This window comes from Leclercia sp. UBA5958, assembly GCF_002430365.1.
Classification (GTDB): Bacteria; Pseudomonadota; Gammaproteobacteria; order Enterobacterales; family Enterobacteriaceae; genus Enterobacter; species Enterobacter pneumoniae.
On the sequence record NZ_DJCE01000007.1, the window covers coordinates 741,992 to 765,201 of the forward strand.

24 protein-coding genes and 1 tRNA gene are annotated in these 23,210 nt (G+C 57.8%); 7 read left to right on the plus strand and 18 right to left on the minus strand.

Annotated features, from left to right (window positions below; genetic code table 11):
• Positions 1 to 16 precede the first annotated feature (16 nt).
• The gene (mgsA, locus tag B2Q93_RS12875; protein ID WP_040076279.1) at positions 17 to 475 is read right to left on the minus strand and encodes a methylglyoxal synthase; all 459 of its coding nucleotides are present in this window, start codon (positions 473 to 475) and stop codon (positions 17 to 19) included.
• 80 nt (positions 476 to 555) lie between these two features.
• Entirely contained in the window at positions 556 to 1,218 is a 663-nt protein-coding gene (gene csgI / locus B2Q93_RS12880) for a curli synthesis inhibitor (protein WP_040076278.1), read from the minus strand.
• Positions 1,219 to 1,389: 171 nt separating this feature from the next.
• On the opposite strand from csgI, the gene B2Q93_RS12885 reads away from it, so the two are divergent.
• Positions 1,390 to 1,803, plus strand: a complete 414-nt coding sequence (locus tag B2Q93_RS12885; protein WP_040076277.1) for a CoA-binding protein — start codon at positions 1,390 to 1,392, stop codon at positions 1,801 to 1,803.
• Positions 1,804 to 1,838: 35 nt separating this feature from the next.
• On the opposite strand, the gene hspQ is transcribed toward B2Q93_RS12885, so the two are convergent.
• Both hspQ and rlmI read right to left on the minus strand, forming a co-directional pair.
• A complete protein-coding gene (gene hspQ / locus B2Q93_RS12890) occupies positions 1,839 to 2,156 on the minus strand; it encodes a heat shock protein HspQ (RefSeq protein ID WP_040076275.1) in 318 nt (105 codons plus the stop codon).
• A 60-nt stretch (positions 2,157 to 2,216) separates the two neighbouring features.
• On the minus strand, positions 2,217 to 3,407 hold the full coding sequence (rlmI, locus tag B2Q93_RS12895) for a 23S rRNA (cytosine(1962)-C(5))-methyltransferase RlmI (RefSeq protein WP_286933370.1): 1,191 nt from the start codon (positions 3,405 to 3,407) through the stop codon (positions 2,217 to 2,219).
• A gap of 92 nt (positions 3,408 to 3,499) precedes the next feature.
• On the opposite strand from rlmI, the gene yccX reads away from it, so the two are divergent.
• Positions 3,500 to 3,781, plus strand: coding sequence for an acylphosphatase (gene yccX / locus B2Q93_RS12900; RefSeq protein WP_172657829.1), 282 nt, complete (start codon positions 3,500 to 3,502; stop codon positions 3,779 to 3,781).
• Here yccX and tusE read toward each other — a convergent pair.
• Positions 3,778 to 4,107 (minus strand): sulfurtransferase TusE, encoded by a 330-nt coding sequence (tusE, locus tag B2Q93_RS12905; RefSeq protein ID WP_286933373.1) that lies wholly within the window; start codon positions 4,105 to 4,107, stop codon positions 3,778 to 3,780. The two genes, yccX and tusE, sit on opposite strands and share 4 nt — an antisense overlap.
• Before the next feature lie 92 nt (positions 4,108 to 4,199).
• Positions 4,200 to 4,859: an FtsH protease modulator YccA gene (yccA, locus tag B2Q93_RS12910; RefSeq protein ID WP_040076269.1), complete on the minus strand. Its 660-nt coding sequence runs from the start codon at positions 4,857 to 4,859 to the stop codon at positions 4,200 to 4,202.
• A gap of 269 nt (positions 4,860 to 5,128) precedes the next feature.
• Here yccA and B2Q93_RS12915 point away from each other — a divergent pair, with 269 nt between their 5' ends.
• A complete protein-coding gene (locus B2Q93_RS12915) occupies positions 5,129 to 6,757 on the plus strand; it encodes an ABC transporter substrate-binding protein (protein ID WP_286933375.1) in 1,629 nt (542 codons plus the stop codon).
• 144 nt (positions 6,758 to 6,901) lie between these two features.
• Positions 6,902 to 6,989 (plus strand) — tRNA-Ser (locus B2Q93_RS12920).
• A 44-nt stretch (positions 6,990 to 7,033) separates the two neighbouring features.
• Here B2Q93_RS12920 and B2Q93_RS12925 read toward each other — a convergent pair.
• From B2Q93_RS12925 to B2Q93_RS12975, 11 genes are all read right to left on the minus strand, one after another.
• Positions 7,034 to 7,570, minus strand: coding sequence for a nucleotidyltransferase family protein (locus tag B2Q93_RS12925; RefSeq protein WP_286807956.1), 537 nt, complete (start codon positions 7,568 to 7,570; stop codon positions 7,034 to 7,036).
• Positions 7,570 to 8,493, minus strand: coding sequence for an XdhC family protein (locus B2Q93_RS12930; RefSeq protein WP_286933376.1), 924 nt, complete (start codon positions 8,491 to 8,493; stop codon positions 7,570 to 7,572). Before B2Q93_RS12930 ends, B2Q93_RS12925 begins: the two co-directional genes overlap by 1 nt.
• Positions 8,494 to 8,503: 10 nt before the next feature.
• The gene (gene paoC, locus B2Q93_RS12935; protein ID WP_286933378.1) at positions 8,504 to 10,702 is read right to left on the minus strand and encodes an aldehyde oxidoreductase molybdenum-binding subunit PaoC; all 2,199 of its coding nucleotides are present in this window, start codon (positions 10,700 to 10,702) and stop codon (positions 8,504 to 8,506) included.
• On the minus strand, positions 10,699 to 11,655 hold the full coding sequence (locus B2Q93_RS12940; protein WP_207293424.1) for an FAD binding domain-containing protein: 957 nt from the start codon (positions 11,653 to 11,655) through the stop codon (positions 10,699 to 10,701). The genes paoC and B2Q93_RS12940 overlap by 4 nt, the downstream gene beginning before the upstream one ends.
• On the minus strand, positions 11,652 to 12,323 hold the full coding sequence (gene paoA / locus B2Q93_RS12945; RefSeq protein WP_040076262.1) for an aldehyde dehydrogenase iron-sulfur subunit PaoA: 672 nt from the start codon (positions 12,321 to 12,323) through the stop codon (positions 11,652 to 11,654). Before paoA ends, B2Q93_RS12940 begins: the two co-directional genes overlap by 4 nt.
• Positions 12,324 to 12,446: 123 nt before the next feature.
• Positions 12,447 to 13,205 (minus strand): ABC transporter ATP-binding protein, encoded by a 759-nt coding sequence (locus B2Q93_RS12950; protein WP_286777822.1) that lies wholly within the window; start codon positions 13,203 to 13,205, stop codon positions 12,447 to 12,449.
• Positions 13,202 to 14,254 carry a FecCD family ABC transporter permease gene (locus B2Q93_RS12955; RefSeq protein ID WP_286933382.1) on the minus strand — a complete coding sequence of 351 codons (1,053 nt, stop codon included), beginning with the start codon at positions 14,252 to 14,254 and terminating at the stop codon, positions 13,202 to 13,204. Before B2Q93_RS12955 ends, B2Q93_RS12950 begins: the two co-directional genes overlap by 4 nt.
• Entirely contained in the window at positions 14,251 to 15,273 is a 1,023-nt protein-coding gene (locus tag B2Q93_RS12960) for an ABC transporter substrate-binding protein (protein WP_286933383.1), read from the minus strand. Before B2Q93_RS12960 ends, B2Q93_RS12955 begins: the two co-directional genes overlap by 4 nt.
• A 147-nt stretch (positions 15,274 to 15,420) precedes the next feature.
• Positions 15,421 to 16,434: an alpha/beta fold hydrolase gene (locus B2Q93_RS12965; protein WP_286933385.1), complete on the minus strand. Its 1,014-nt coding sequence runs from the start codon at positions 16,432 to 16,434 to the stop codon at positions 15,421 to 15,423.
• Positions 16,435 to 16,563: 129 nt separating this feature from the next.
• On the minus strand, positions 16,564 to 18,021 hold the full coding sequence (locus tag B2Q93_RS12970; RefSeq protein ID WP_286933387.1) for a UbiD family decarboxylase: 1,458 nt from the start codon (positions 18,019 to 18,021) through the stop codon (positions 16,564 to 16,566).
• Between the two features lie 10 nt (positions 18,022 to 18,031).
• Positions 18,032 to 18,601 carry a UbiX family flavin prenyltransferase gene (locus B2Q93_RS12975; protein ID WP_040076256.1) on the minus strand — a complete coding sequence of 190 codons (570 nt, stop codon included), beginning with the start codon at positions 18,599 to 18,601 and terminating at the stop codon, positions 18,032 to 18,034.
• A gap of 91 nt (positions 18,602 to 18,692) precedes the next feature.
• Here B2Q93_RS12975 and B2Q93_RS12980 point away from each other — a divergent pair, with 91 nt between their 5' ends.
• On the plus strand, positions 18,693 to 19,154 hold the full coding sequence (locus tag B2Q93_RS12980) for a MarR family winged helix-turn-helix transcriptional regulator (protein ID WP_207293431.1): 462 nt from the start codon (positions 18,693 to 18,695) through the stop codon (positions 19,152 to 19,154).
• Between the two features lie 23 nt (positions 19,155 to 19,177).
• Here B2Q93_RS12980 and B2Q93_RS12985 read toward each other — a convergent pair whose 3' ends face one another.
• Positions 19,178 to 20,293 carry an ABC transporter ATP-binding protein gene (locus B2Q93_RS12985; protein ID WP_046886652.1) on the minus strand — a complete coding sequence of 372 codons (1,116 nt, stop codon included), beginning with the start codon at positions 20,291 to 20,293 and terminating at the stop codon, positions 19,178 to 19,180.
• A gap of 328 nt (positions 20,294 to 20,621) precedes the next feature.
• On the opposite strand from B2Q93_RS12985, the gene B2Q93_RS12990 reads away from it, so the two are divergent.
• Both B2Q93_RS12990 and B2Q93_RS12995 read left to right on the plus strand, forming a co-directional pair.
• Positions 20,622 to 21,839 (plus strand): extracellular solute-binding protein, encoded by a 1,218-nt coding sequence (locus B2Q93_RS12990; RefSeq protein WP_040076252.1) that lies wholly within the window; start codon positions 20,622 to 20,624, stop codon positions 21,837 to 21,839.
• Positions 21,840 to 21,894: 55 nt separating this feature from the next.
• Complete coding sequence (locus tag B2Q93_RS12995; RefSeq protein WP_046886651.1) at positions 21,895 to 23,199, plus strand: carbohydrate ABC transporter permease; 1,305 nt, start codon at positions 21,895 to 21,897, stop codon at positions 23,197 to 23,199.
• Positions 23,200 to 23,210 lie beyond the last annotated feature (11 nt).

Here is a 23,210-nt window from a genome sequence, read left to right on the forward strand (position 1 = left end):
CCACCCGGCAAAGAGCTTACTTGAGACGCTCTGCGAGGTAACGCTGATAATCTGGAATCAGAATATCAACCTGACGATTAAACTGCGGTGACTCGATAATAAAGTCAGCCGTCGACAGGTTTGTGGCAACAGGGATATTCCACACCGTGGCCAGACGCAGCAGCGCTTTCACGTCCGGATCGTGTGGAACGGCGTTAAGCGGGTCCCAGAAAAAGATCAGTACATCAATCTTGCCTTCCGAGATCAGCGCCCCTACCTGCTGATCGCCGCCCATCGGCCCGCTAAGCAGGGCATTCACGTCAAGACCTGTTTCACGGTTAATCAGATTGCCGGTGGTCCCGGTCGCGGAGAGCGCATGGTGTTGCAGCAGGGGTTTATGGCGCTGCACCCAGTTGAGCAGCATCTGTTTGCAGTGATCGTGGGCGACCAGCGCAATGTGTTTACGTTCCGGGAGTGAGCGGGTAGTCAGTTCCATTATCGGTTTCCATCAATGTAAATGGCTACAGATTACTGGAAGCATCTGACGCTGCAAGAGAAAGGGCAAAAAATTGCGGCTCAGGAGGGGGGTTGTTGCTTCGCCCACTGCATGAAACGGTTGCGGGTCTCCGTATCCGCCTGCGCAAACCAGTATTTTAACCGCTGTTCGGTCAAAGTTTGCGATTGAGGGGGCGGCATATCCAGTTCAGACACGCCCGACAGCAGCGTACTGTCGTCGGCCATCCTGATAGCAAACTGTGGCAGCGAGGCCGTCAGCCCGGCGCTGTTATACCGCTCGGTATCGCTTTCGTAATTGATCCCTTTTGAGGTGGTGGTGATGGCGAGGATATCCAGTTTGACCGGAATCGGCATCGCATCTCCGTCCAGCAGCTCAATGCGCGGCGCGTTATCAAATGACTGAGACTCTTTTTCCGTCTCCAGACGCGGCAAACTAAAGTTGACCTGGCTGATGCGCTGCGTGTTGAAGCTGGCAACTAGCGGTGGGGAGATATAGATCCGCTGCTCATGGCTGGCGAGGCGAATGGTTTTTTCAACCCGAAAAACGATCTGATGGGGGCCGTTATCCAGCTCAATGCTATCTGCGCCACGCAACAGCGAGCTGGAGACCCTTTTACCATCCAGCACCAGCAGATCGATATCGGTGGAGAGTCTCAGCGTGGTAGCGGAAGCGCAAACCGGCATCATCAATACCATCATCAGTGTGGCAATGCCGGTTTTCATAACAGGCTCCTGGGTATCCGATACATCGCGGAATAATGTATCTAAATTTTTCGGTGATCATGTTTACTAACATATAGACATAATTGCGCCGTTTGCCCTCATACGAACGTATGGGTTAGATGGTTGCCTGCTCAGCTTTGACTTACACTCACAATAAGCCAGGAGGAAAAGATGAAAGAGAACGATATCGTTAACATTTTGACATCGACCCGCACCATTGCGCTGGTGGGGGCAAGCGATAAGCCCGAGCGTCCAAGCTATCGGGTCATGAAGTATCTGCTCGATCAGGGTTACCACGTGATCCCTGTCTCCCCCAAAGTGGCCGGTAAAACGCTATTAGGCCAGCAAGGTTACGGGACCCTGGCAGAAGTGCCAGAAAAAATCGATATGGTCGATGTGTTCCGCAATTCAGAAGCGGCCTGGGGCGTTGCGCAGGAGGCTATTGCCGTGGGGGCGAAAACATTGTGGCTGCAGTTGGGCGTCATTAACGAACAGGCGGCCGTGCTGGCGCGTGAGGCGGGGCTGAACGTGGTCATGGATCGTTGCCCGGCTATCGAAATACCCCGTCTGGGAATGGCAAAATAATAAAAAACCCGGTAGCCAGGGCTACCGGTTTTTTTTTAGTTCCGTAAACGTGGCGCCTGCAACTGTTTACGGATGGTCTGCGCCAGTTCGTCCAGGGTCGGCTGTTCAGGGTGTTCATCCTGTGCTTCGCCACTCAACTGGGCTTCGGCAAGATAGGTATGCACCGGCTGGCCATCGTCATCTTCCATTACCACGTGGTACCAGGGTGCGGCGCGGAGATCTGCATTAACCGCCAGCTCATCGGCTGACGGTTCATCGAGTGAGTATTCCGGGTCGATATCAACAACCACGCCCAGATACCCTAACAGAGAGTGGCGGACCTGCTGGCCGATACCGAATTTGCTGGCAATCATAGTCACCTCCCGGGAAACGTTACTTACACTATAAGTGTGGGCAACATTCCACTTTTCAAGTTACATGACGCGACAGGCAAATCCTTTCAGATAAAGCCCTTCAGGATAGGTTGCAATCACCGGGTGATCGGCCGCCTGACGGAACTGCTCTATAAATTGTACATCACGACCAGCATCTACAGCGGCATCGGCCACAATTTTCTGGAATAATTCGTTTGTCATCAGGCCAGAGCAGGAGAAGGTCAGGAGTACGCCGCCTGGGTTAAGCAGTTGTATCGCCAGCATATTGATGTCTTTATAACCGCGGCAGGCACCCATCAGCTGATTTTTGTTTTCCACAAATTTCGGTGGATCCATCACGATAACGTCGAATTTCTCGCCCTGATCGCGATATTTACGCAGCAGCTTAAACACATCATCGCGCACAAACTCAGCTTTACTCAGATCCAGCTTGTTGAGTTCAACGTTTTGTTTCGCCACGTCCAAAGCCTCCTGAGAGGTATCCACGCTCACCACGCTGGCACAGCCGCCCATCAGCGCAGAAACCGCAAAGCCGCCCGTGTAAGAGAAGCAGTTAAGGACGCGTTTGTCTTTTACGTACTGGCGGGTCGCCAGACGACTGTCACGCTGATCGAGGTAATAGCCGGTTTTATGTCCGCCCTGGATGTCCACCAGCAGCTTCATGCCGTGCTCTTGAATCGGCAGCAGCGCAGGTGGCAGTTCGCCGGTGACCGGGCCCTGGGTCAACTCCATGCCCTCTTTTTTGCGCACCGCCACGTCGCTGCGGTCATAAATCGCGCATTCCGGATAGAGGCCTTGCAGGGCGCTGATCAACGCCGCGCGTTGATACTCCGCCCCCGCGCTCAGCAGCTGCAGAACCAGGAAGTTGTCAAAGCGGTCAATCGTCACGCCCGGCATGCCGTCGGACTCCCCGGCAATCAGACGATAGCTGTCTAACCCGTCACGCTGTGCCAGCCAGTCTCGCCACTGCTGCGCCTGCTGCAAGCGGCGGGTAAAGAAGGCGATATCGACAGTTTCCTGAGGATCAAAGGTCCAGACGCGCGCACGGATCTGTGACGCGGGCGAGTATGCGCCGCGGGCTAACCATTTCCCCTGATGGTCAACGATATCGATGGTTTCACCGAGGCTGGCTTTTCCTTCCATTCGGGCAACGGCCCCGGAAAAGACCCAGGGATGACGACGCAGTAATGACTTCTCGCGCCCTTTGGCTAACACTAAACGTACACTCATAATTGGCTATTCTGTCGATTCAATGAAATGGCCGCCATTTTCCCGAGTTCAGGGGGGAAATGCAACGCGCCACGAGGATAAGGAGAACGATGATGTCAAATATCTGCACGATCGCATGGGTCCACGGCACGGTTCAGGGGGTGGGCTTTCGTTACAGCACCCAGCGAGAAGCGACGCAGCTTGGGTTGACCGGCTACGCGCGAAACATGGATGACGGCAGCGTTGAGGTTGTGGCTTGTGGTGATGCAGCGCAGGTGGAAAAGCTCATCGCCTGGCTGAAGGCAGGGGGGCCGCGCAGTGCTCGGGTTGAAAAGGTCTTATCAGAACCGCATCAACCCGGCCGGGAATATACCAACTTTGGTATTCGCTATTAAATACACTTAACCGGTTTAGGCAGGCCGGCGATCTTGGTCGCCTGTTTCGCCGGGCCTTTCGGGAACAGACGATAGAGATAGCGGCTGTTGCCTTTCTCTTCGCCAAACTTTTTAGCCATCGCCTTCACCAGCATACGAATCGCAGGGGAGGTATTAAATTCCAGATAGAAATCATGCACAAAACGCACCACTTCCCAGTGTTCAGGCGACAAAGTGATGGCCTCTTTTTCGGCAATCACTTCCGCCAGCGCTTCGCTCCACTGGCTGCTCTCTTTCAAATAACCGTCGTTATCGGTCTCGATCTCTTTACCGTCAAAGCTCAACATAGTTCATCACACGTCAGTCAAAAACCGCTGCAGTGTAGCAAAAAACAGAGCCCCGCATAAGCGGGGCCCGGGGATACAGCACAGTGAGGGGGTTAATCGCGGCTGGCGAAGCCCAGGATACTCAGCAGGCTGACGAAGATGTTGTACAGCGACACATACAGGCTCACGGTGGCGCGGATGTAGTTAGTCTCGCCGCCGTGAATGATGTTGCTGGTTTCATACAGAATAGCGCCAGAGGAGATCAGGATAAACACGGCGCTGATCGCCAGGTGTAGAGCCGGCAGCTGCAGGAAGATGTTTGCTACCATACCCACCAGCACAATCACAATACCTGCCATCAGCATACCGCCGAGGAAGGACATGTCTTTACGGGTGGTCAGCACATAGGCCGAGCAGCAGAAGAAGACCAGGGCCGTACCGCCCAGCGCCATACCAATCACGTCACCCATACCTGCTGACAGGTAAGTATTCAGGATCGGCCCGAGGATATACCCCAGGAAGCCGGTAAAGGCGAAGGCAGATAAAATACCAACAGGTTTATCTGCGGTTTTATAAGTCAGGAACATCAGGCCATACATGCCCACCAGCGTCAGAATCAGCCCTGGAGAAGGCAGCATCAGTACGGTGCTGGCAGTCGCGGTGAGGGCCGAAAACGCCAGCGTCAGGCTCAGCATGAAATAGGTATTGCGCAGCACTTTATGGGTGCTAAGCAGCGACGCGCGGTCGCGGGAAGAAGTAATTATACGATCCATGAGTCACTCTCTTATGACAGATGTAATTAACGGCAAGAATAGAGAACGACGCAGCCGTAACAAAGTGATTTTACCCATCTTTACTCAGTTCTTCAGGGCTTTACCCAGCATGATCTCTCCCAAAAGGCTTTTACCGCAGAAGGAAAAATGGTTTCAGCGCATTATCGAGATCAAGATCTTATAGGTCTCTGAAATACATTGCTTTATTTTAGTTACCCAGCTAAGAGTTAAATCCGCATCGTCAAAAAACAGACAATAAGGCGAAGGAAATGAAACCACAACCACGCACTATCTTTACACTCTCTTTGCTGGCGGCAGGCATTCTGTGCGCAAGCGCAACGGCGTTTGCGGCCAGCGTGCCGGCAGGAACGCAGCTTGCAGAGAAGCAGGAACTGGTCAGGAATAATGGCAATGAACCGGCCTCGCTCGACCCACATAAAGTCGAAAGCGATGTCGAATTCAATATTATCAGCGATATATTCGACGGGTTGGTGAGTGTCTCTCCGCAGGGTGAGATTCAGCCGCGCCTGGCGGAAAAATGGGAAAACAAAGACAATACCGTCTGGACCTTCCATCTGCGTCCGGGCATTACCTGGAGCGACGGCACACCGATTACCGCGCAGGATGTGGTCTGGAGCTGGCAGCGGCTGGTCGATCCGAAAACCGTCTCTCCTTACGCCAGCTATCCGGGCAGTATGCATATCATGAATGCCGCCGAGATTGCCGAAGGCAAACAGCCCACGGATAAGCTGGGCGTGAAGGCGATTAATGACACCACGCTCGAAGTAACACTCACCCAGCCGAATGCGGCCTTCCTTGCGATGCTGGCGCACCCGTCTATGGTGCCGATCGATAAAGTCCTGGTGAGTCGTTTTGGCGAGAAGTGGACCAAGCCCGAGCACATCGTCTCCAGTGGGGCTTACAAGCTGTCGCAGTGGGTGGTAAACGAACGCATCATTGCCGAGCGCAATCCGCGTTACTGGGATAACGCCCACACCGTGATTAACAAAGTGACCTATCTGCCAATCACCTCTGAAGCGTCTGACGTTAACCGCTACCGGGCAGGAGAGATCGATATTGTCTATACGGTGCCTATCAATCAGTTTGCCCAGTTGAAAAAAACGCTGGGCAGCGAGTTGGACGTCTCCCCGCAGCTTGCCACTTACTATTACCAGTTCAATACCACCCGCGCGCCATTTAACGATGTCCGCGTGCGTAAGGCGCTGAATTTGGCGCTCGATAAAGAGATCATCGCCGATAAAGTGTTGGGGCAAGGGCAGCGACAGGCATGGTTGATCAGCCAGCCAGATATCGGCGGCGTCACGCTGAAGAACCCGGACTACGCCAGCTGGCCGATGGATAAACGCATCGCGGAGGCGAAAAAGCTGCTTAACGAAGCCGGCTTTAACGAAAGCCACCCGCTGAGCTTCAACCTGCTTTACAACACCTCTGAGTCGCACCAGCGCATCGCCATTGCTGCAAGCTCAATGTGGAAGAAAAATCTCGGCGTGGAAGCAAAGCTGCAAAATCAGGAGTGGAAAACCATGCTGGATACCATGCACACCCATACGTTTGATGCGGTGCGCTACGCCTGGATTGCGGATTATGACGATGCCGCCACCTTCCTGAATAACTACCGCACCGGTGACAGCCAGAACACCAGCCAGTACAGCAACCCGGACTATGACCAGGCGCTGGTTAACGCCGCGAAGGCCAAAACCCCGGCGGAGCGCGGTAAGTTTTATCAGCAGGCCGAAGATCTGCTGGCGCGCGATGTTCCTGCTATTCCGGTCTATCACTATGTGCGTACGCACATAGTGAAACCCTGGGTGGGCGGTTTTACGCCAGATAAGCTGGGCTACTACTACACCAAAGATATGTACATCAAAAAGCATTAAGGCTTAAAACGTGAGATTTTGTGCTGATAAAACGGTCAGTGCGTTGTTATTTCAACCGATTGACTGCGATTTGGCTGTTTTTCAGGCAAACGAACACAATGGTGCTTTACAGGGCGTACTGAGGTGTTTATAGTGCGCCTCATTGGAAGCGTGGCCGAGCGGTTGAAGGCACCGGTCTTGAAAACCGGCGACCCGAAAGGGTTCTAGAGTTCGAATCTCTACGCTTCCGCCAAATACGAAGAACCCCGTGATAGCGATATCACGGGGTTTTTTCTTTTATGCTTCTCCAGCACGCTGCAAATCACCAAGGGTATCGATATCCCTGACAATTCCCTCATCCTCCAGCATTAGATCTGACACAGCCCCCTGACGACGTGCAGTCTGCACAATAGACCTCGCACCAGCCTCGCCGCGTAACGCGCGCAAGGCGGCATAATAGCGACGGTCAAAGCCCACCGGATGCCCGGGCTGATAACAGTAGTGCGGTACGACGAGAGAGGTGTGCGTCAGGGCGTGGGCAACGGCCCTTAGCGTGTCGGGTTGGATAAAGGGCAAATCGGCCGGCAAGATCAGCCAGCCGGAGGCCTCCGGTGTAGCCATCACGCCCAGCGCAATTGACTCGCCCATCCCGGCGGTTCCTCCCTTGGGCCTCACCAGATGCCACTCAAGCCGCGAAGCCGTAACGGCGGCCAGGGTATGGTCCAGCACCCTTTGCCCGTTAAGCCTCGCCTCCAGTTTATGGCTCAGCCCGCCGGAGGCCAGAAAGCGTTCGCCGCGCCCGGCCGCCAGCACAATCACCACCGGGGCGGCCACTAACTTGCCGCTCCGGCCTGCCGCGTGGCGGCGATATCCGCCAGCACGGAGAGGGCCAGCGTGCTGGCATCCCGCGCCCGGGGAAAGAGGCCGATGGGGGCCTTAATCCTGGCGATATCCTCTTGATGCCAGCCCAGCGCGAGCAAGGTTTCGCTGCGCTGCGAATGGGTACGCTGGCTGCCCAGCGCGCCGATATAAAAGGGGCGAGCGCGCAGAGCGGCCTGCAATACTGGCAACTCTCGGTGGAGATCATGCCAGAGCAGCACCACGGCGGTATCCGCATCGATAAGGGGGTCTGAAGCGTCCGTAAAACCGGTTACCTCATAGCCTGCCGCCTGGGCCAGCGCGGCGGTCGCTTGCGCCTCGACCGACTGACCCTGCAGGACCAACTGCACGCGGGGCCGATAGCCGCGTTCAAACCCGCCGCTGCGCCAGCCCGTCGTGACAACGCCCTCTATCGCACTGAGTTGCTGTGTGGCGGGGTAATAATGCAAACCGGCCGGGGTACGTCTTTCCAGGCTGTTAAGGACCGCCAGCAGCGGGCGAGCTGAACGCAGCCGGTGAAGGGTGAGGGTGATGCCGCCTCCGCAGGGTAAGACAATGTCAAACCAGGGCGAACCTTTGCCATACCGTATCTGGCGATCCTGACCTTTGGCCAGGAGATCCAGCGCCTCGAAGGCCACAGCCGACTCCACGCAGCCGCCGGAAACGAAGCCACAATAGTGGCCATCGTCGCGCACGCACATCTGCGACCCCAGCGCGCGGGCTGCGCCGCCCTCGATATCCGTCAGGGTCACCAGCACGGCCTCTTTTCCGGCGGTGAGCGCCTCGACGGCAAAGCGCAGCACGGCGATGCTGTCATCGGTGACAAAGGCGCGGGAAGGGGAGGGAAGCGGCGCGTTGGAGGCAATGTTATTGAGCATCATGCCTCCCTTACACCGCATCCGGCAGGGCATCGATAAGCTTATCGAGGGTGATCGGGTAATCACGCACCCGCACGCCGGTGGCGTTGTAGATAGCGTTGGCAATCGCCGCGCTCACCCCGCACAGCCCAAGCTCGCCGACCCCTTTGGCCTTCATGGGGGAGGAGATGGGATCGGTATCCTCAAGGAAAATGACCTCCTGCTCCGGAATATCGGCGTGAACCGGCACTTCGTAGGCCGCCATATCATGGTTGACGAAGTAACCCAGCCGCGTATCTACCGCCAGCTCCTCCATCAGCGCCGCGCCCAGCCCCATGGTCATCGCCCCGATCACCTGGCTGCGCGCGGTGATTGGATTGAGGATCCGCCCGGCGGCGCAAACGGCCAGCATCCGGCGCACCCGCACTTCACCGGTAGCGCTGTCCACACCCACCTCGACGAAGTGTCCGGCAAAGGTGGACTGCTGATACTCCTTATCCAGGTCGCCAAACTCGATGCTGTCCTCGGCGGTCAGCACACCCGATTTTGCCGCCTCAGCCAGCGGCGCGCTGCGCCCCTGAGCGGATATCGTCTCGTCGGCAAATTCAGCTGTTGCCGGGTCGAAACCCAGCTGCTCGGCAATGGCTTCCCGCAGCTTCACGCAGGCGGCGTACACGCCTGCGGTAGAGGTATTCGCCCCCCACTGGCCGCCCGATCCGGCAGAGACCGGGAAGCGTGAGTCACCCAGCCGTACGTCGACCTTCTCCAGCGGCAGGCCCAGCATTTCGGCGGCGGTCTGCGCAATGATGGTATAGCTCCCGGTACCGATATCGGTCATGTCCGTCTCGACCGTCACGCTGCCATCAGCGTTGAGATGGACCCGCGCGCCGGATGTTGCCACCAGGTTGTTACGAAAGCCTGCCGCCATTCCCATACCTACCAGCCAGCGCCCATCGCGCACCTGGCCGGGCTGCGCGTGCCGTTTCTGCCAGCCAAAGCGTTCCGCCCCCGTCTGCAAGCATTCGACAAGCTGGCGACGAGAGAAGCGGCGCTCGGGGTTAGCCGGGTCGACCTGGGTATCATTCAGAATACGAAACGCAACCGGATCCACGCCCGCCTTGTCGGCAATTTCGTCGATAGCGATCTCAAGAGCCATCAGGCCGGGGGCCTCGCCCGGCGCGCGCATGGCATTGCCCTCAGGCAGATCAAGCGTGGCCAGCCGCAGGCCAGTATGGCGGTTTGCGCCAGCGTAAAGCAGCTCGGTTTGCTGGACTGCCGTTTCCGGCGTGCCGCCGGGAAGATTGCCCGACCAGCTATCATGCGCGATGGCGACAATCTTTCCTTCGGTGTCGGTACCGATACGGATGTGCTGGAGGGTGGCCGGACGATGGGTCGTGTTATTGGGGACCGTCGGCCTCGGCAGCATCACCTTGACCGGGCGCTTCACCGCCCGCGCCCCCAGCGCCGCCAGCAGGGCATCGCTGCGTAAAAAGAGTTTGCCGCCGAAGCCGCCGCCAATATACGGCGAAACGATGCGCACGTTCTCCGGCGGGATCTTCAGGGTCAGGGCCAGATCGGTACGGCACCAGTCAATCATCTGGTTTGAGGTCCAGACCGTAACGTTGTCGCCCTCCCAGACGGCCATAGAGGCATGGGGCTCCATCGCCATATGGCTCTGGTCCGGAGTGGTGTAGATCGCATCGAGCTTCACCGCCGCCGAAGCAAAGGCGGCAGTCACGTCCCCGACGTTTTTGTCGGGGGTATCCTCCGGCGGCTCGGTGACGGAAGCTTTTTCCGCCGCCAGATCGTAGGCGCCCTGCGCTCGTTTACAGGTCACCTTGACCAGCGCTGCGGCCGCACGGGCCTGCTCGAAGGTCTCTGCCACCACCAGCGCAACCGCCTGATGGTAGTGCTCGATTTCAGGGCCGCCTAACAGGGTGGCGGTATTTTTCTCTCCCTTGCCAAGCGGTCCGGCGTTATCGGCGGTAATCACTGCCAGCACGCCGGGGGCCGCTTCCGCCGCCTTTGTGTCAATGGCGCTAATGCGCCCTTTGGCGATGGGGGCGCCGACGACGTGGCCGTAAGCAGCATTGGGGGCGATATCATGCCATTCGTACGCATAGTGCGCGCTGCCCGTGGTTTTACGGGGGCCGTCGATACGCGTATGGGGTTGGCCGACAACCCGAAGCGTGTCGATAGGGTTAGTGGTGGCGGGTTTGTCGAATTTCATGCGTGAGCCCTCGCTTCAGACAACACGGAGGCGAGCGTGCGCTTCGCCAGGGTGAGTTTAAAGGCGTTTTCAGGCGTGGGATGGGCATCCGCAAACAGCCTGTCATACACCGCCTGCGCCCCGTCCGGAAGGCGGGCATCTGCTTCATCCAGCCGCCACGGCTTATGGGCTACGCCGCCCAGGGCCACGCGGCCCGTGCCGTCAGGCTGAACGATGGCCGCCACCGACACCAGCGCAAAGGCATAGGAGGCGCGATCGCGCACTTTGCGGTAGATATGCGTTCCCCCTGGTGGCGGAGGCAGCGTGACGGCAACGATCATCTCTCCCGGCGTCAGGACGGTTTCCAGATGTGGCGTGGTGCCCGGGGCGCGCCACAGTTCATCGACGGGAAAGGTCCGTGTCTTGCCGTCCGGATCGACCGTTTCGACTTTGGCGTCCAGTACGCGCATGGCGACCGCCATATCGCTGGGATGCGTGGCGATGCAGGCGTCACTTGCGCCCACCACCGCCAGCTGGCGGCTATAGCCCTCGCGCGCCGCGCAGCCGCTGCCGGGCAGGCGCTTATTACAGGGTTGGTTGGTATCATAAAAATAGGGGCAGCGGGTTCGCTGCAGCAGATTACCGGCGGTGGTGGCCTGATTACGTAGCTGGCCGGAGGCCCCGGCAAGCAACGCCCGCGACAAGACCGCGTAATCTTTGCGCACCCGGGCATCGGCGGCCAGATCGGTATTACGCACCAGCGCCCCGATACGCAGACCGCCGTCGTCGGTGGCTTCAATGCTATCCAGTCCGAGATGGTTAATGTCGATCAGGTGGACGGGGGTTTCGATCTCCAGCTTCATCAAATCCAGCAGATTGGTCCCGCCGGCAATGAATTTTGCCCCCTCGTGGCGTTGGGCGCTCTGTGCAGCCTCGGCCGGGGTCTTTACGCGCTCATAGGTAAAGGCTCTCATGATTTCAGCTCCCCGGCGGCCTCTTCGATGGCGGCAAGAATGTTGGAATAGGCACCGCAGCGGCAGATATTGCCACTCATGCGCTCGCGCAGTTCGTCAGGGGTCATTTCCGGCGGCGAGACCAGATCGAGGGTCACGTGGCTCGGGATCCCGGCTTCGATCTCTTTTAAAACGGCGACTGAAGAGCAGATCTGCCCCGGGGTGCAGTAACCGCACTGGTAGCCGTCGTGTTTAATAAAGGCGGCCTGCATGGGGTGCAGCGCCTCAGGGGTACCCAGCCCTTCAATGGTGGTGATATCGGCATCCTGGTGCATCACCGCCAGCGTCAGGCAGGCATTCAGACGGCGGCCATCCACCATCACGGTGCAGGCGCCACACTGTCCGTGGTCGCACCCCTTTTTGCTGCCGGTCAGTTGCAGATTCTCACGCAGGGCATCCAGTAAGGTGGTACGGGTATCGACCTCCAGGGTTCGCGGTTCCCCGTTAACCGTAAAAGAGAGGGGAAGACGTTCAGCGGGGGGCGTGGCCGCAGGGCGCTCGTCACCAAACGCCATACCCGGCGCAACGGCGGCGGTGGCGGCGGTGCCCGCGCTGACTTTCAATAGGGTACGACGCGTCAGGCTAAAATCCTGCTCGCCTTCGTCAGGGGTATTGCCATGGTTGCTCATGCCAGGCCTCCGGTATCAAATGAGAAAAGTTATTCCTGAAACGCTTTTTTAAGCTTCAAGCATAGTCCCTGCTGTAGGCAGGATTATTCCTAATTCGTTAGTCGGGAGGCTGGCGCAGGCAGGCTAGTCCATGAGATAGCGGATAACGGTGACGCCCTCTTCTTGCCGTACGCGGGATTTTACCCGCCAGGTCTGTTCAATTTGCTCCGGGGTGAATACCGTTGCGGGCTCGCCGCTTGCCACGATCCGCCCGCCTTTAAGCAGCACCAGCCGCTGGCAGAATCGGGCCGCCAGGTTGAGGTCATGCAGCGCGACGACCACCGTCAGCGGCAGGCTGGCAATCAGGCGCATTAGCTCCAGCTGATGCTGAATGTCGAGATGGTTTGTCGGCTCATCCAGCAGCAGTACCTGCGGTTGCTGAGCCAGGGCGCGGGCGATTTGGCAGCGCTGGCGCTCGCCACCGGACAGGTGACGCCACTGCCGATCGCGCAGCAAGGTGAGCTGCATCAGGCGCAGCGCCTCTGCCACAGCCTGCTCATCTTCGGCGTGCCAGCCCTGTAACAGCCGGCGATGTGGGGTACGTCCCAGGGCGACAATCTGCCCGACGCTGAGATCCCCATCCACCTCGGCATGCTGCGTAACAAACGCCATCTGACGGGCACGCTGCCTGAGGGGGAGGGCATCAAGGGCAATCCCATTCAGGCGTACCTGCTGCGCACCGGCGGGCAGCAGCCCGGCCAGACAGCGGAGCAGGGTCGACTTCCCCGAACCGTTTGGCCCCAGCAGGCCAACACGCTGCCCGGCGCTCACCTCCAGATCGATACCATGGAGTACGGTTTTTGATTGCAACTGCACCTGCAGTCCCTTCGCTGAGATATTCATCTTTTTCTCTCCCGGCTGCGCCACAGTATCAGGACAAACGCGGGGGCCCCCACCAGCGCGGTGACCACGCCGATCGGCAGCACCTGGTGGGCGATCAACGTGCGGGAAACCATATCCGCGAGGATCATAAAATGGCTGCCAATAAGAAAGGTTAAAGGAATGGATCGCTGATGGCCCGGGCCGCTCACCATGCGCGAGATATGTGGGATCACGAGGCCGACAAAGCCCACGGCGCCGATGGTGCTGACCATCACGGCGGTGATCAGCGCGCAGGTTAGCAATAACACCACGCGTACCCAGGTGACCGGGACCCCAAGGGTGGTAGAGACTTCATCGCCGAAAGTAAAGGTATCCAGCGCCCGGGAGAAAGCCACGATTATGAGCAACCCCGCCAGCGTAACCGCCAGCGCCAGTACAGCATCGGGCCAGCGCACCCCGCTCAGGCTCCCCAGCAGCCAGAACATGACGCTGCGTGACTGCTCGGCGTTGGCCGAGGTGCTTACCACATAGGCTGTCAGCGCGTTAAACAGCTGGGTACCGGCAATGCCCGCCAGCAAAATGCGCGGCGGACTGTCGGTCATGCCGCGCGTAATGACCATGATCAGCCCAAAAGCGCCGCAGGCGCCGAGAAAGGCACCGCTGCTGACGCCCAGCGTGGTACCGCCGATGCCCAGCAACATCACGCAGACTGCCCCCAGCGACGCCCCGGCGGAGATGCCCAGCAGATAGGGCTCCGCCAGCGGGTTGCGTAGAATCGACTGCAAGACCAGCCCGCACAGGGCCAGCCCGCCGCCGCTGCAGGCCGCCATCAGCGCCCGGCTCATGCGATACTCCCAGACAATACCCGCCTCCACCTGGGGAAGGTCGAAGGCGGTCAACCCTAACCCGTTAAGAATGGCCTGGCCTGCCGTGATAAAGGAGACCGCCATCTCCCCCTGAGTGGCGGCGAGCACCAGCATCAAGGGTAGCGCCAGCACGCCTGCCGCCAACAGCGTGCGGTATCGCCAGCGCGGAGGTGAGACGGGCAGACGCATGGCCAGAGTGCTCATGGCTGCGCCTGGAAGGTGGCCAGCTGTTGACCGATCAGCTCGACCGCATCCACGTTGCGCAGAGACGGATTTAACGACATGGCCGGCACCACGATGATGTGGTTATTTTTGACCGCAGGAATATGTTGGGTAACCGGATCGCTGCGTAAAAAGCCCTTTTTCACCGCGACGTCATCGGCGGGATAGAGCCGCCGCGCCATCTCAGCTATGACGATAATATCCGGCTGCGCTTGGGCAATACGCTCCCAGGTGACGGCAGGCCATTCGTCGTGCGAGTCGATAACATTGTTCAACCCCAGGGTCTTTCCGATCCAGCCCGGCGCGCCAAAATTGCCCGCAACCCAGGGATCGCCGTTCAGGCGGCTACTGGAGAACCAGAACAGCACCTTCAGCGGTGTTTTCCGCTGGCTGGCGGCCTCTTTTTGCGCCTTTTCGATGCGTTGCGTCAACGCCTTGATCAGGCTGTCGCCCTGCTGGGGGACGGCAAACAGCATAGCCAGTTCGCGGACTTCGCGTTCAATTTCCGCAATGGAGAAGGGGGTGCTGCGCGCGCCATCCCCGTTCGAGCTGTCGGTGACGCGCTTGCCAATGCAATCCGCAGGGGAGATCCAGGTGTTGATCCCGAGCGCGGCGAACTGGTCGCGGGTGCCCACTTCGCCCTGGGGTCCGATATGCCAGTGATACTGGGCCAGTACCAGCTCGGGTTTCTGGGCGACCACCGCCTCAAAGGAGGGGGCGTTATCGGCCAGCTTTTTCAGCCCTTTGCCCTGGGGGGCAAGCGTATCCGGTAAGGGGCCAAACCATACCGAGGTAGCGGCAATTTTCTTCTCCAGACCCAGTGCCAGCAGCAGCTCGGTTTCATGTTGCCCCACGGTCACAACGCGTTCTGGTGGGTGAGTAAACGTGTGTTTGACGCCGCAATTCTCCAGCGTCAGCGGGAAGGGGCCTGCCGCAAAAGCCTGGGCGGTGAACAGGAGCCATGCAGATGCAGCCAGGGAAAATAAATGTTTAACGGACACGTGCCAGACCTCAAAAATGTTATGTTATAACATAATACATGTAGTGAGGCGGGGTTCAACCCCTGAACAGAGCAAAGCGTCGATCGGCGGAAGGGGGGGGAAGTATGAAGACGCAACGGGCGCAGCGTCCGACTGCGCCCGTGAAGGTTACTGCGTGGCGCGCTTTTGCAGGCCGTCGAGCAACGCCTGATGGAAGCGCACCGGGTCCTGCATCTGCGGTGCATGGCCCATATCGTCAAATTCTACCAGAGTGGCCTGGGGGATCCGCTTCGCCGTCTCTTTCCCGAGCACCGCGTAATTCCCCAACTGCTGGCGAATTTCAGGCGGGGCGAGATCCTTGCCGATGGCGGTATTGTCTTTGGTGCCGATCATCAACAGCACCGGCATCTTCAGTTCACTGAACTCATACATCACCGGTTGGGTGTAGATCATGTCGTAGAGCAGGGCGGAGTTCCACGCCACGCGCGCTTTACCAGGGCCATTATTCAACCCGGCCAGCATCGTAACCCAGCGTTCGTACTCCGGCTTCCACTCCCCGGCGTAATAGGTATTCTTTTCGTACTGACGAATGCCCTCGGCGCTGGTTTTCAGTTCACGCTGGTTCCACTCATCAACGGTGATATGCGGTACGCCGCGCGCTTTCCAGTCTTCCAGCCCTATTGGGTTCACCATCACCAGCTGCTCGACCTGCTGCGGCCACATCAGCGCGTAGCGGGTGGCGAGCATGCCGCCGGTGGAGTGGCCGATAACCGTCACCTTATCAACACCCAACTGCTTCAGAAGGGCGTGGGTATTATCTGCCAGCTGCTGAAACGTATACTGATACTGTTCCGGCTTGGTGGATTTGCAAAAACCGATCTGATCCGGGGCGATGACCCGATAGCCGCTGGCGCTCAGGGCTTTGATAGTGGCCTCCCAGGTACCGGCGCAGAAGTTTTTACCGTGCATCAGCACCACGGTACGGCCATTCGCGTTCTCGGGTTTGACATCCAGATAAGCCATATCCAGACGCTGTTTCTGCGAGGTAAACGTAAAGTGCTGAACCGGCCACGCGTAGTCAAAGCCTTCCAGTTTCTCCCCGTAAGCTGGGGCATCGGCCGCCAGTGCCGGAGTGGAAAGGGCAACGAAAAGCGCAAGGCAGGATAATCGTCGTGCGGTCATGCAGGCTCTCCCATAGCAAAGAGTGAAAGTGAACAACAATGACACACTGTAGAGCACCAGACGGAACGGGGGTGTAAAGCGGGGTAAAGATGGCCGGGGCTGCGGTAATTTCCGCAGCCCGCTGGAAGGTTATTCCCAGTTATCCAGTACGCGCTGGCGTACTGCTTCAGGGTAACCCTGGTCAAAGGAGGCATGCAGATGACGTTTCTCCTGCAGGGTATCAAAGACCACTTTCGCCCCTTTGCCTGCGATGTACTCTGCTTCGTCATAGCATTGAGGCAGGCGTATCACTCGCTGGTCATCAAAGACCACGCGGCGGCCCACCGGGTGCACGCGGGTCGACAGCACCCATACCACTTCTCGCAGGTTGGTAGGATCGAAATCGTCATCCACCACGTACACTTTCGGGATAAAGACCATCGCATCGGTTTTAAATAGCACCTCGCCAATGCGGCGGCTTAACGCTTCGCTACTGACGCCCGGCAGCCGTTCGCGCCAGTTTTGCGCCACCACCACCAGCAGCCAGTGCACGGTAGAATCCTCCGGGATCCAGGCGGTTGTAATCGGCAGGTTTGCCTCGCGCAGCGAGGTCAGCGCATCGGCGGCCAGGCCCATCGCCCAGAGGGTATGTGATTCGTCGGTAGGACGCCCCGTTATCGACATGGGCCAGATAGGATCGTCCCGGTGGGTAATGGTCTCTACGTGGAAGGTAGGCTGCGCGGACGAGCCTTCTCCCAGATAGCCGCCGTACTCCCCATATGGCCCCTCCTGGCAATCCCGCTCGATGGAGACATGCCCCTCGATAACAATTTCGGCCGTGGCGGGAACGTCCAGATCGATGCCGATCGCCCTTACTACCGGCACCGGCGCTCCCGCCAGCGTACCAATGTAGTCCGCTTCATCCGCATGTGCCGGAATGGGAATGCCGGACACGCACGAAATCGCTGGCGCAGGACCCTGTACCAGCGCATAGGGCATTGGCTGACCCAATTTCACCCATTCGCCCCAGATCTGGCCAATATGCTGGCTTGGCACGATCAGCCCCACCATACGTTTGCCGTCCACCTTCATTACGCGGGCGATAGACCAGTTCACCCATTTACCGTCTGGGGTTTTGACAATCAGCGTGCCCCAGGTGTTGGCATAACGGCCACCGTCTTTATCATGGGCAAAGGGGATAGGGAAACGATCGAGGCTGGCGTCGTCGCCGCGCAAAATGTTCTGATGGCAAAGGGCATCGGCAGATCCCACGCGTACCGGCGGTATGCCGGGCTGACTGCGCGCGGCGGATAACGCTTCGATAATTTGCGGGCCAGTGGACTCGGGTGCCAGCCCCAGGGACATCGCCACACGGGCATAGGGCATGTCGCTGCGGGAGGAGAGGCTGGCCGGGGCGCCAAACAGACGAAAACCGGGCGCTACGCCGGCAACCTTATGAAATAGCGGGGCAGGGGACTGACGTTCATAGCTGCGACGCGTGATGGCGCTCGGCTCAAAATCACCGTCAACTTCCCGGCGGACGTGCATGATATCGCCCATCTCATCCAGGGCATCAATAAAGCTTCTTAAATCATCGTAATACTTCATCTGACTTTCCTTAAGTCCTGGGACGCGGTTCGCCCCAACGTTGCGTTAATGCGTTATCCAGCCCGAACTGATCGAGGATGCGCGACGCGCAGTGGTTAATGATGTCGTCGGTGCTTTGCGGGTGGTTGTAAAAAGCGGGCATGGGCGGCAACATCATGGCGCCCGCACGGGTCAGGGCGAGCATGTTCTCCAGATGGATAGCGTTGAGCGGCGACTCACGCGGCACCAGCACCAGCTTGCGCTGCTCTTTTAAGGTGACGTCGGCGGCGCGGGCAATTAAACCATCACCGTAGCCACAGCGAATGGCGGCGAGGGTTTTCATGCTACAGGGCACGACGATCATCCCATCCACCCGAAACGAACCGCTGGAGATGGCCGCCGCCTGGTCATGTTCGCTGTAACTCTTTGAGGCGAGGGCCAGAACCTCCTGTACACTGTAGGGCGTTTCCAGTTGGAGGGTTGCGCGTGCCCATTTCGAGATGACCAGATGCGTCTCGACGCCCAGCTCTTTGAGCGCGGCCAGTACGCGCACACCAATGGCGGCGCCGGTTGCGCCCGTCATGCCAACAACAATTTTCATGGGGTTTATAAGAACCTTTATGGTATAGTTTGAACTTAAACTGTTTGTATTCGAACTATATGGATATCGATTCAGGGAGTCAAGACAGCCAATGTCAAATCATCGCGACTTAATTCATGCCGCGCCGCTGTGGCCGCACGGTGATAGCTCACTTATGCACCTGATGCGCCGGGCGGGGCAGCACGCCACGCTCTGCTGGAGTCAGTGCGTGGACACGGGATTATCTGCCGTCCAGTACGCCATTCTGGTGGTGCTGGCCGAGGAGACCTCTTGCGATCAGCAAACGCTGGGCAGCCGGGCGGGCTTTGATAAAGCCACCGGCACCTATGTGATTGATCGTATGAGTAAGAGTGGATTACTGTCGGTGCAGACCGATCCCGACAACCGCAGGCGCAAGCTGGTCTCGATGAGTGCGGAAGGCGAGGCAATGCTGGCGAAGATGATTACGCAGGCAAAACAGGCTGAAAACGTGATTACTGAAGGAATGAGTGCGCAGGATATTGCCGATCTGAAGCGACTTCTAAGCAAGATTGGTGGCCTGCAGGCGCCCTGAAAGGGCGTCCCACAGGATCAAGGTCAGGCGACCGCGCGGGCGTTCTCTTCGATATCCGCACTGACGCGCACGTCGTCGGCATCAAAGATCATGCAGTGGCGATCGTCAAAAGCGAGTTCAATCTTCTGCCACGGGGCAAATTTCACGTCGCCCGGCAGGAGGATCTTCACGTTGTCGTGACCATAACACTGACCGAACAGATAGGTATTGTTACCCAGTCGCTCCACCACTTCGCAGTTAAAGGTGATGCGCGTCCCCAGGCGGGTATCGGTGGTTAAATGTTCCGGACGAATGCCCAGCGTCACCTGACTACCAGGGGCGAGCGGGGAGGTCTGGATCGCCAGGGTCAGAGAATGTTGCTGCGACAGGCTCACGGTCAGCTCCCCGGGTTGCCAGGCGGTGACGGTGGCGGGCAGGAAGTTCATTTTGGGTGAGCCAATAAACCCGGCGACAAACTTGTTCACCGGTTTGTAATAGAGATCCATCGGGGCGCCCATCTGCTCCACTTTGCCGTAATTCATCACCACAATTTTGTCGGCCAGCGTCATCGCCTCTATCTGATCGTGGGTGACATAGACCATGGTGGTTTTCAACTCCTGGTGCAGGCGCGCCAGATGCAAACGCATCTCCACGCGCAGTTCCGCATCCAGGTTGGAGAGGGGTTCATCGAACATAAAAACGCGTGGGTTACGCACAATCGCGCGGCCTATGGCCACACGCTGACGCTGGCCGCCGGAGAGCTGCTTTGGTTTACGGTCCAGAAGATGCGAGAGCTGTAGCGTTTTGGCCACCATCTCAACCTGATGGCGAATCTGATCTTTAGGCACCTTATTCACTTTTAGCCCGTAGCCCATATTCTCGGCCACCGTCATATGCGGATAGAGCGCATAGGACTGGAATACCATCGCCACGCCGCGATGAGACGGCGCCACGTCATTCATCACCTCGTTGCCAATCAGCACTTCACCTTCGCTCACCTCTTCCAGACCGGCAATCATCCGCAGCAGGGTCGATTTACCGCAGCCAGAAGGGCCGACGAAAACGGCAAACTCACCGTCCTGAATATCCAGATTCACATTGTGCAGCGTAACGGTGTCGCCAAAACGTTTGGTGACACTCCTCAATTGTATATTCGACATTAACGTTCCCCGGTAAGCCGTCGTTTCTGTCGTTGTGTATTACGTATAACAATTCACAAAGACGTTGTCCGGCGGCGCAAATTATCTGTCACGACTATAACTTCCTCTATTTGCATGCCCTATACAGATATTTCATTAATGTTATGAGGATCACACAACTTACAGTTTTTTGTAGAGTTATCATGATGTGAAGGGTAGCGTATAACAAACCAAAGAGGTCAGGCATCATTCTTCGCAGGCCAGCTATAGCAGGTTTTGCAGGCGCAAGGATAGATCGTCTGGCACCATAACAACCCTAAAATTGTTATACCTTCACATGAGGTTGATAATGAAAAAGAACATTCTCGCTGCTCTTATCCTCTCTGCTATCGCCACCGTTCAGGTTCATGCCGCGCAGCAACTTAACGTCTGGGAAGACATCAAGAAATCTTCAGGCATCAAAGATGCGGTGAGCGACTTTGAAAAGCAGTACGACGTTAAGGTCAACGTGCAGGAGATGCCCTACGCACAGCAGCTGGAAAAACTGCGTCTGGATGGCCCGGCAGGTATCGGCCCGGATGTCCTGGTCATCCCTAATGATCAACTGGGCGGGGCCGTGGTGCAAGGGTTGTTAACCCCCCTGAATATGGCGGCTGGCGCGACTGAGCAGTACACACCGGCGTCAATCAACGCTTTCAAAATGGATAACGTCCTCTATGGCGTGCCTAAAGCGGTCGAAACGCTGGTCTTAATCTACAACAAAGACCTCATCGACAAACCGCTGGATAGCCTGCAGGCGTGGTACGACTTTTCTAAGCAACAGCGGGCGAAGGATCAGTACGGCCTGCTGGCGAAATTTGACCAGATTTACTACAGCTGGGGCGCGATTGAGCCGATGGGCGGCTACATCTTCGGTAAAAACGACAAAGGCGGCTATAACCCGCAGGACGTTGGGCTGAACAAACCGGGCGCGGTCGAAGCGGTTACCTTCCTGAAAAAATTCTATGCCGACAATGTCTTCCCGGCGGGGATTATCGGCGACAACGGCCTGAACGCCATCGACTCCCTGTTTACCGAGAAGAAAGCGGCGGCGGTGATCAACGGCCCCTGGGCTTTCCAGCCGTATGAAGCCGCGGGCATCAACTACGGCGTGGCGCCACTGCCGACCCTGCCGGATGGCAAGCCGATGAGCTCATTCCTGGGTGTGAAGGGCTATGTGGTCTCGACCTGGAGTAAAGACAAAGCGCTGGCGCAGAAATTCATCGAGTTTATTAATCAGCCGCAGTACGTAAAAACCCGCTACGTGGCCACCCGTGAGATCCCACCGCTGACGGCAATGATTGACGATCCGCTTATCAAGAATGACGAGAAAGCCAGCGCGGTGGCGGTGCAGGCCGCGCGTGCATCTGCCATGCCGGGCATTCCGGAGATGGGTGAAGTGTGGGGCCCGGCAAACGCCGCGCTGGAGCTGAGCCTCACCGGTAAGCAGGATCCGAAAGCGGCGCTGGATGGCGCAGAAAAACAGGTTCAGATGCAAATTGAAGCCATGCAGGCCAGCAATCAGTAATTGTCAGAGGTAACAAAACGGGCGCCCCGCGCCCGTTTTTTGAAAGGAGTGGTCAGTGAGTATCATCCCAGAAAATTATGCCAGCGCGCGGCCAGCCGGGCGTCATGCCTGGTGCGGCCTGCTGTTGGCGCTCATCCCGGGTTTCGGCCAGTTTTATCATCGTCAGTGGCTCAAGGGCGTTATCTTTCTCGTGCTGCTGGTAAGCTTTGTCGGCGTGTTTGCAGACTTCCTGGGCGAAGGGCTTTGGGGGTTGGTGACGTTAGGCGAAGAGGTACCGCGCGACAACTCTATTTTCCTGCTGGCAGAAGGGATTATCAGCGTGCTGATCATCGCTTTCGGCGTGGGACTTTATGCGCTTTCGCTGCGGGACGCGTGGGCCAACGGTCGTAAACGTGACGAGGGACAACAGCTTAACAGCGTGCGCAAGCAGTACCAGATGCTGCTGAGCGAAGGCTTCCCCTATCTGATGATCTCGCCCGGCTTTATTCTGCTGGTGTTTGTGGTGGTCTTTCCGATTCTGTTCGGGTTTGCCATCGCCTTCACCAACTACAACCTCTACCACACCCCGCCGGCGAAGCTGGTGGACTGGGTTGGTTTCAAGAACTTTATCAACATTTTCACCCTCTCCATCTGGCGTTCCACCTTCCTGGACGTGCTGCAGTGGACGGTGGTCTGGACGCTGCTGGCGACCACGCTGCAGTGTTCCGTCGGCGTGCTGTTAGCCATCCTGGTGAACCAGAAAGATCTGCGCTTCAAGCCGCTTATCCGCACCATCTTTATTCTGCCGTGGGCGGTGCCGGGTTTCGTCACTATTCTGGTGTTCGCCGGCATGTTTAATGACTCTTTTGGCGTCATCAACAATGCCATTCTGGCCTTCTTTGGTATTGCACCCAAGGCGTGGATGACCGATCCGTTCTGGACCAAAACCGCGCTGATCATGATGCAGACCTGGCTCGGCTTCCCGTTTGTTTTCGCCATGACCACCGGCGTGCTGCAGGCGATCCCGGACGATCTCTACGAAGCCGCCACCATGGATGGCGCCAGCAGCTTTACCCGGCTGCGCACCATTACGTTGCCGCTGGTACTCTACGCCATTGCCCCGATTTTGATCACGCAATACACCTTTAACTTCAATAACTTCAACATTATCTACCTGTTCAACAACGGCGGGCCGGCGGTGGTGGGGTCGAATGCCGGCGGGACGGATATCCTGGTGTCGTGGATCTATAAGCTCACCATGTCTTCGTCCCAGTATGCGATTGCCGCAACTATCACCATCCTGCTGTCGATCTTTGTCGTCGGGCTGGCGCTGTGGCAGTTCCGTGCCACCAAATCGTTCAAAAATGACGACATGGCATAGGAGAGAGAACA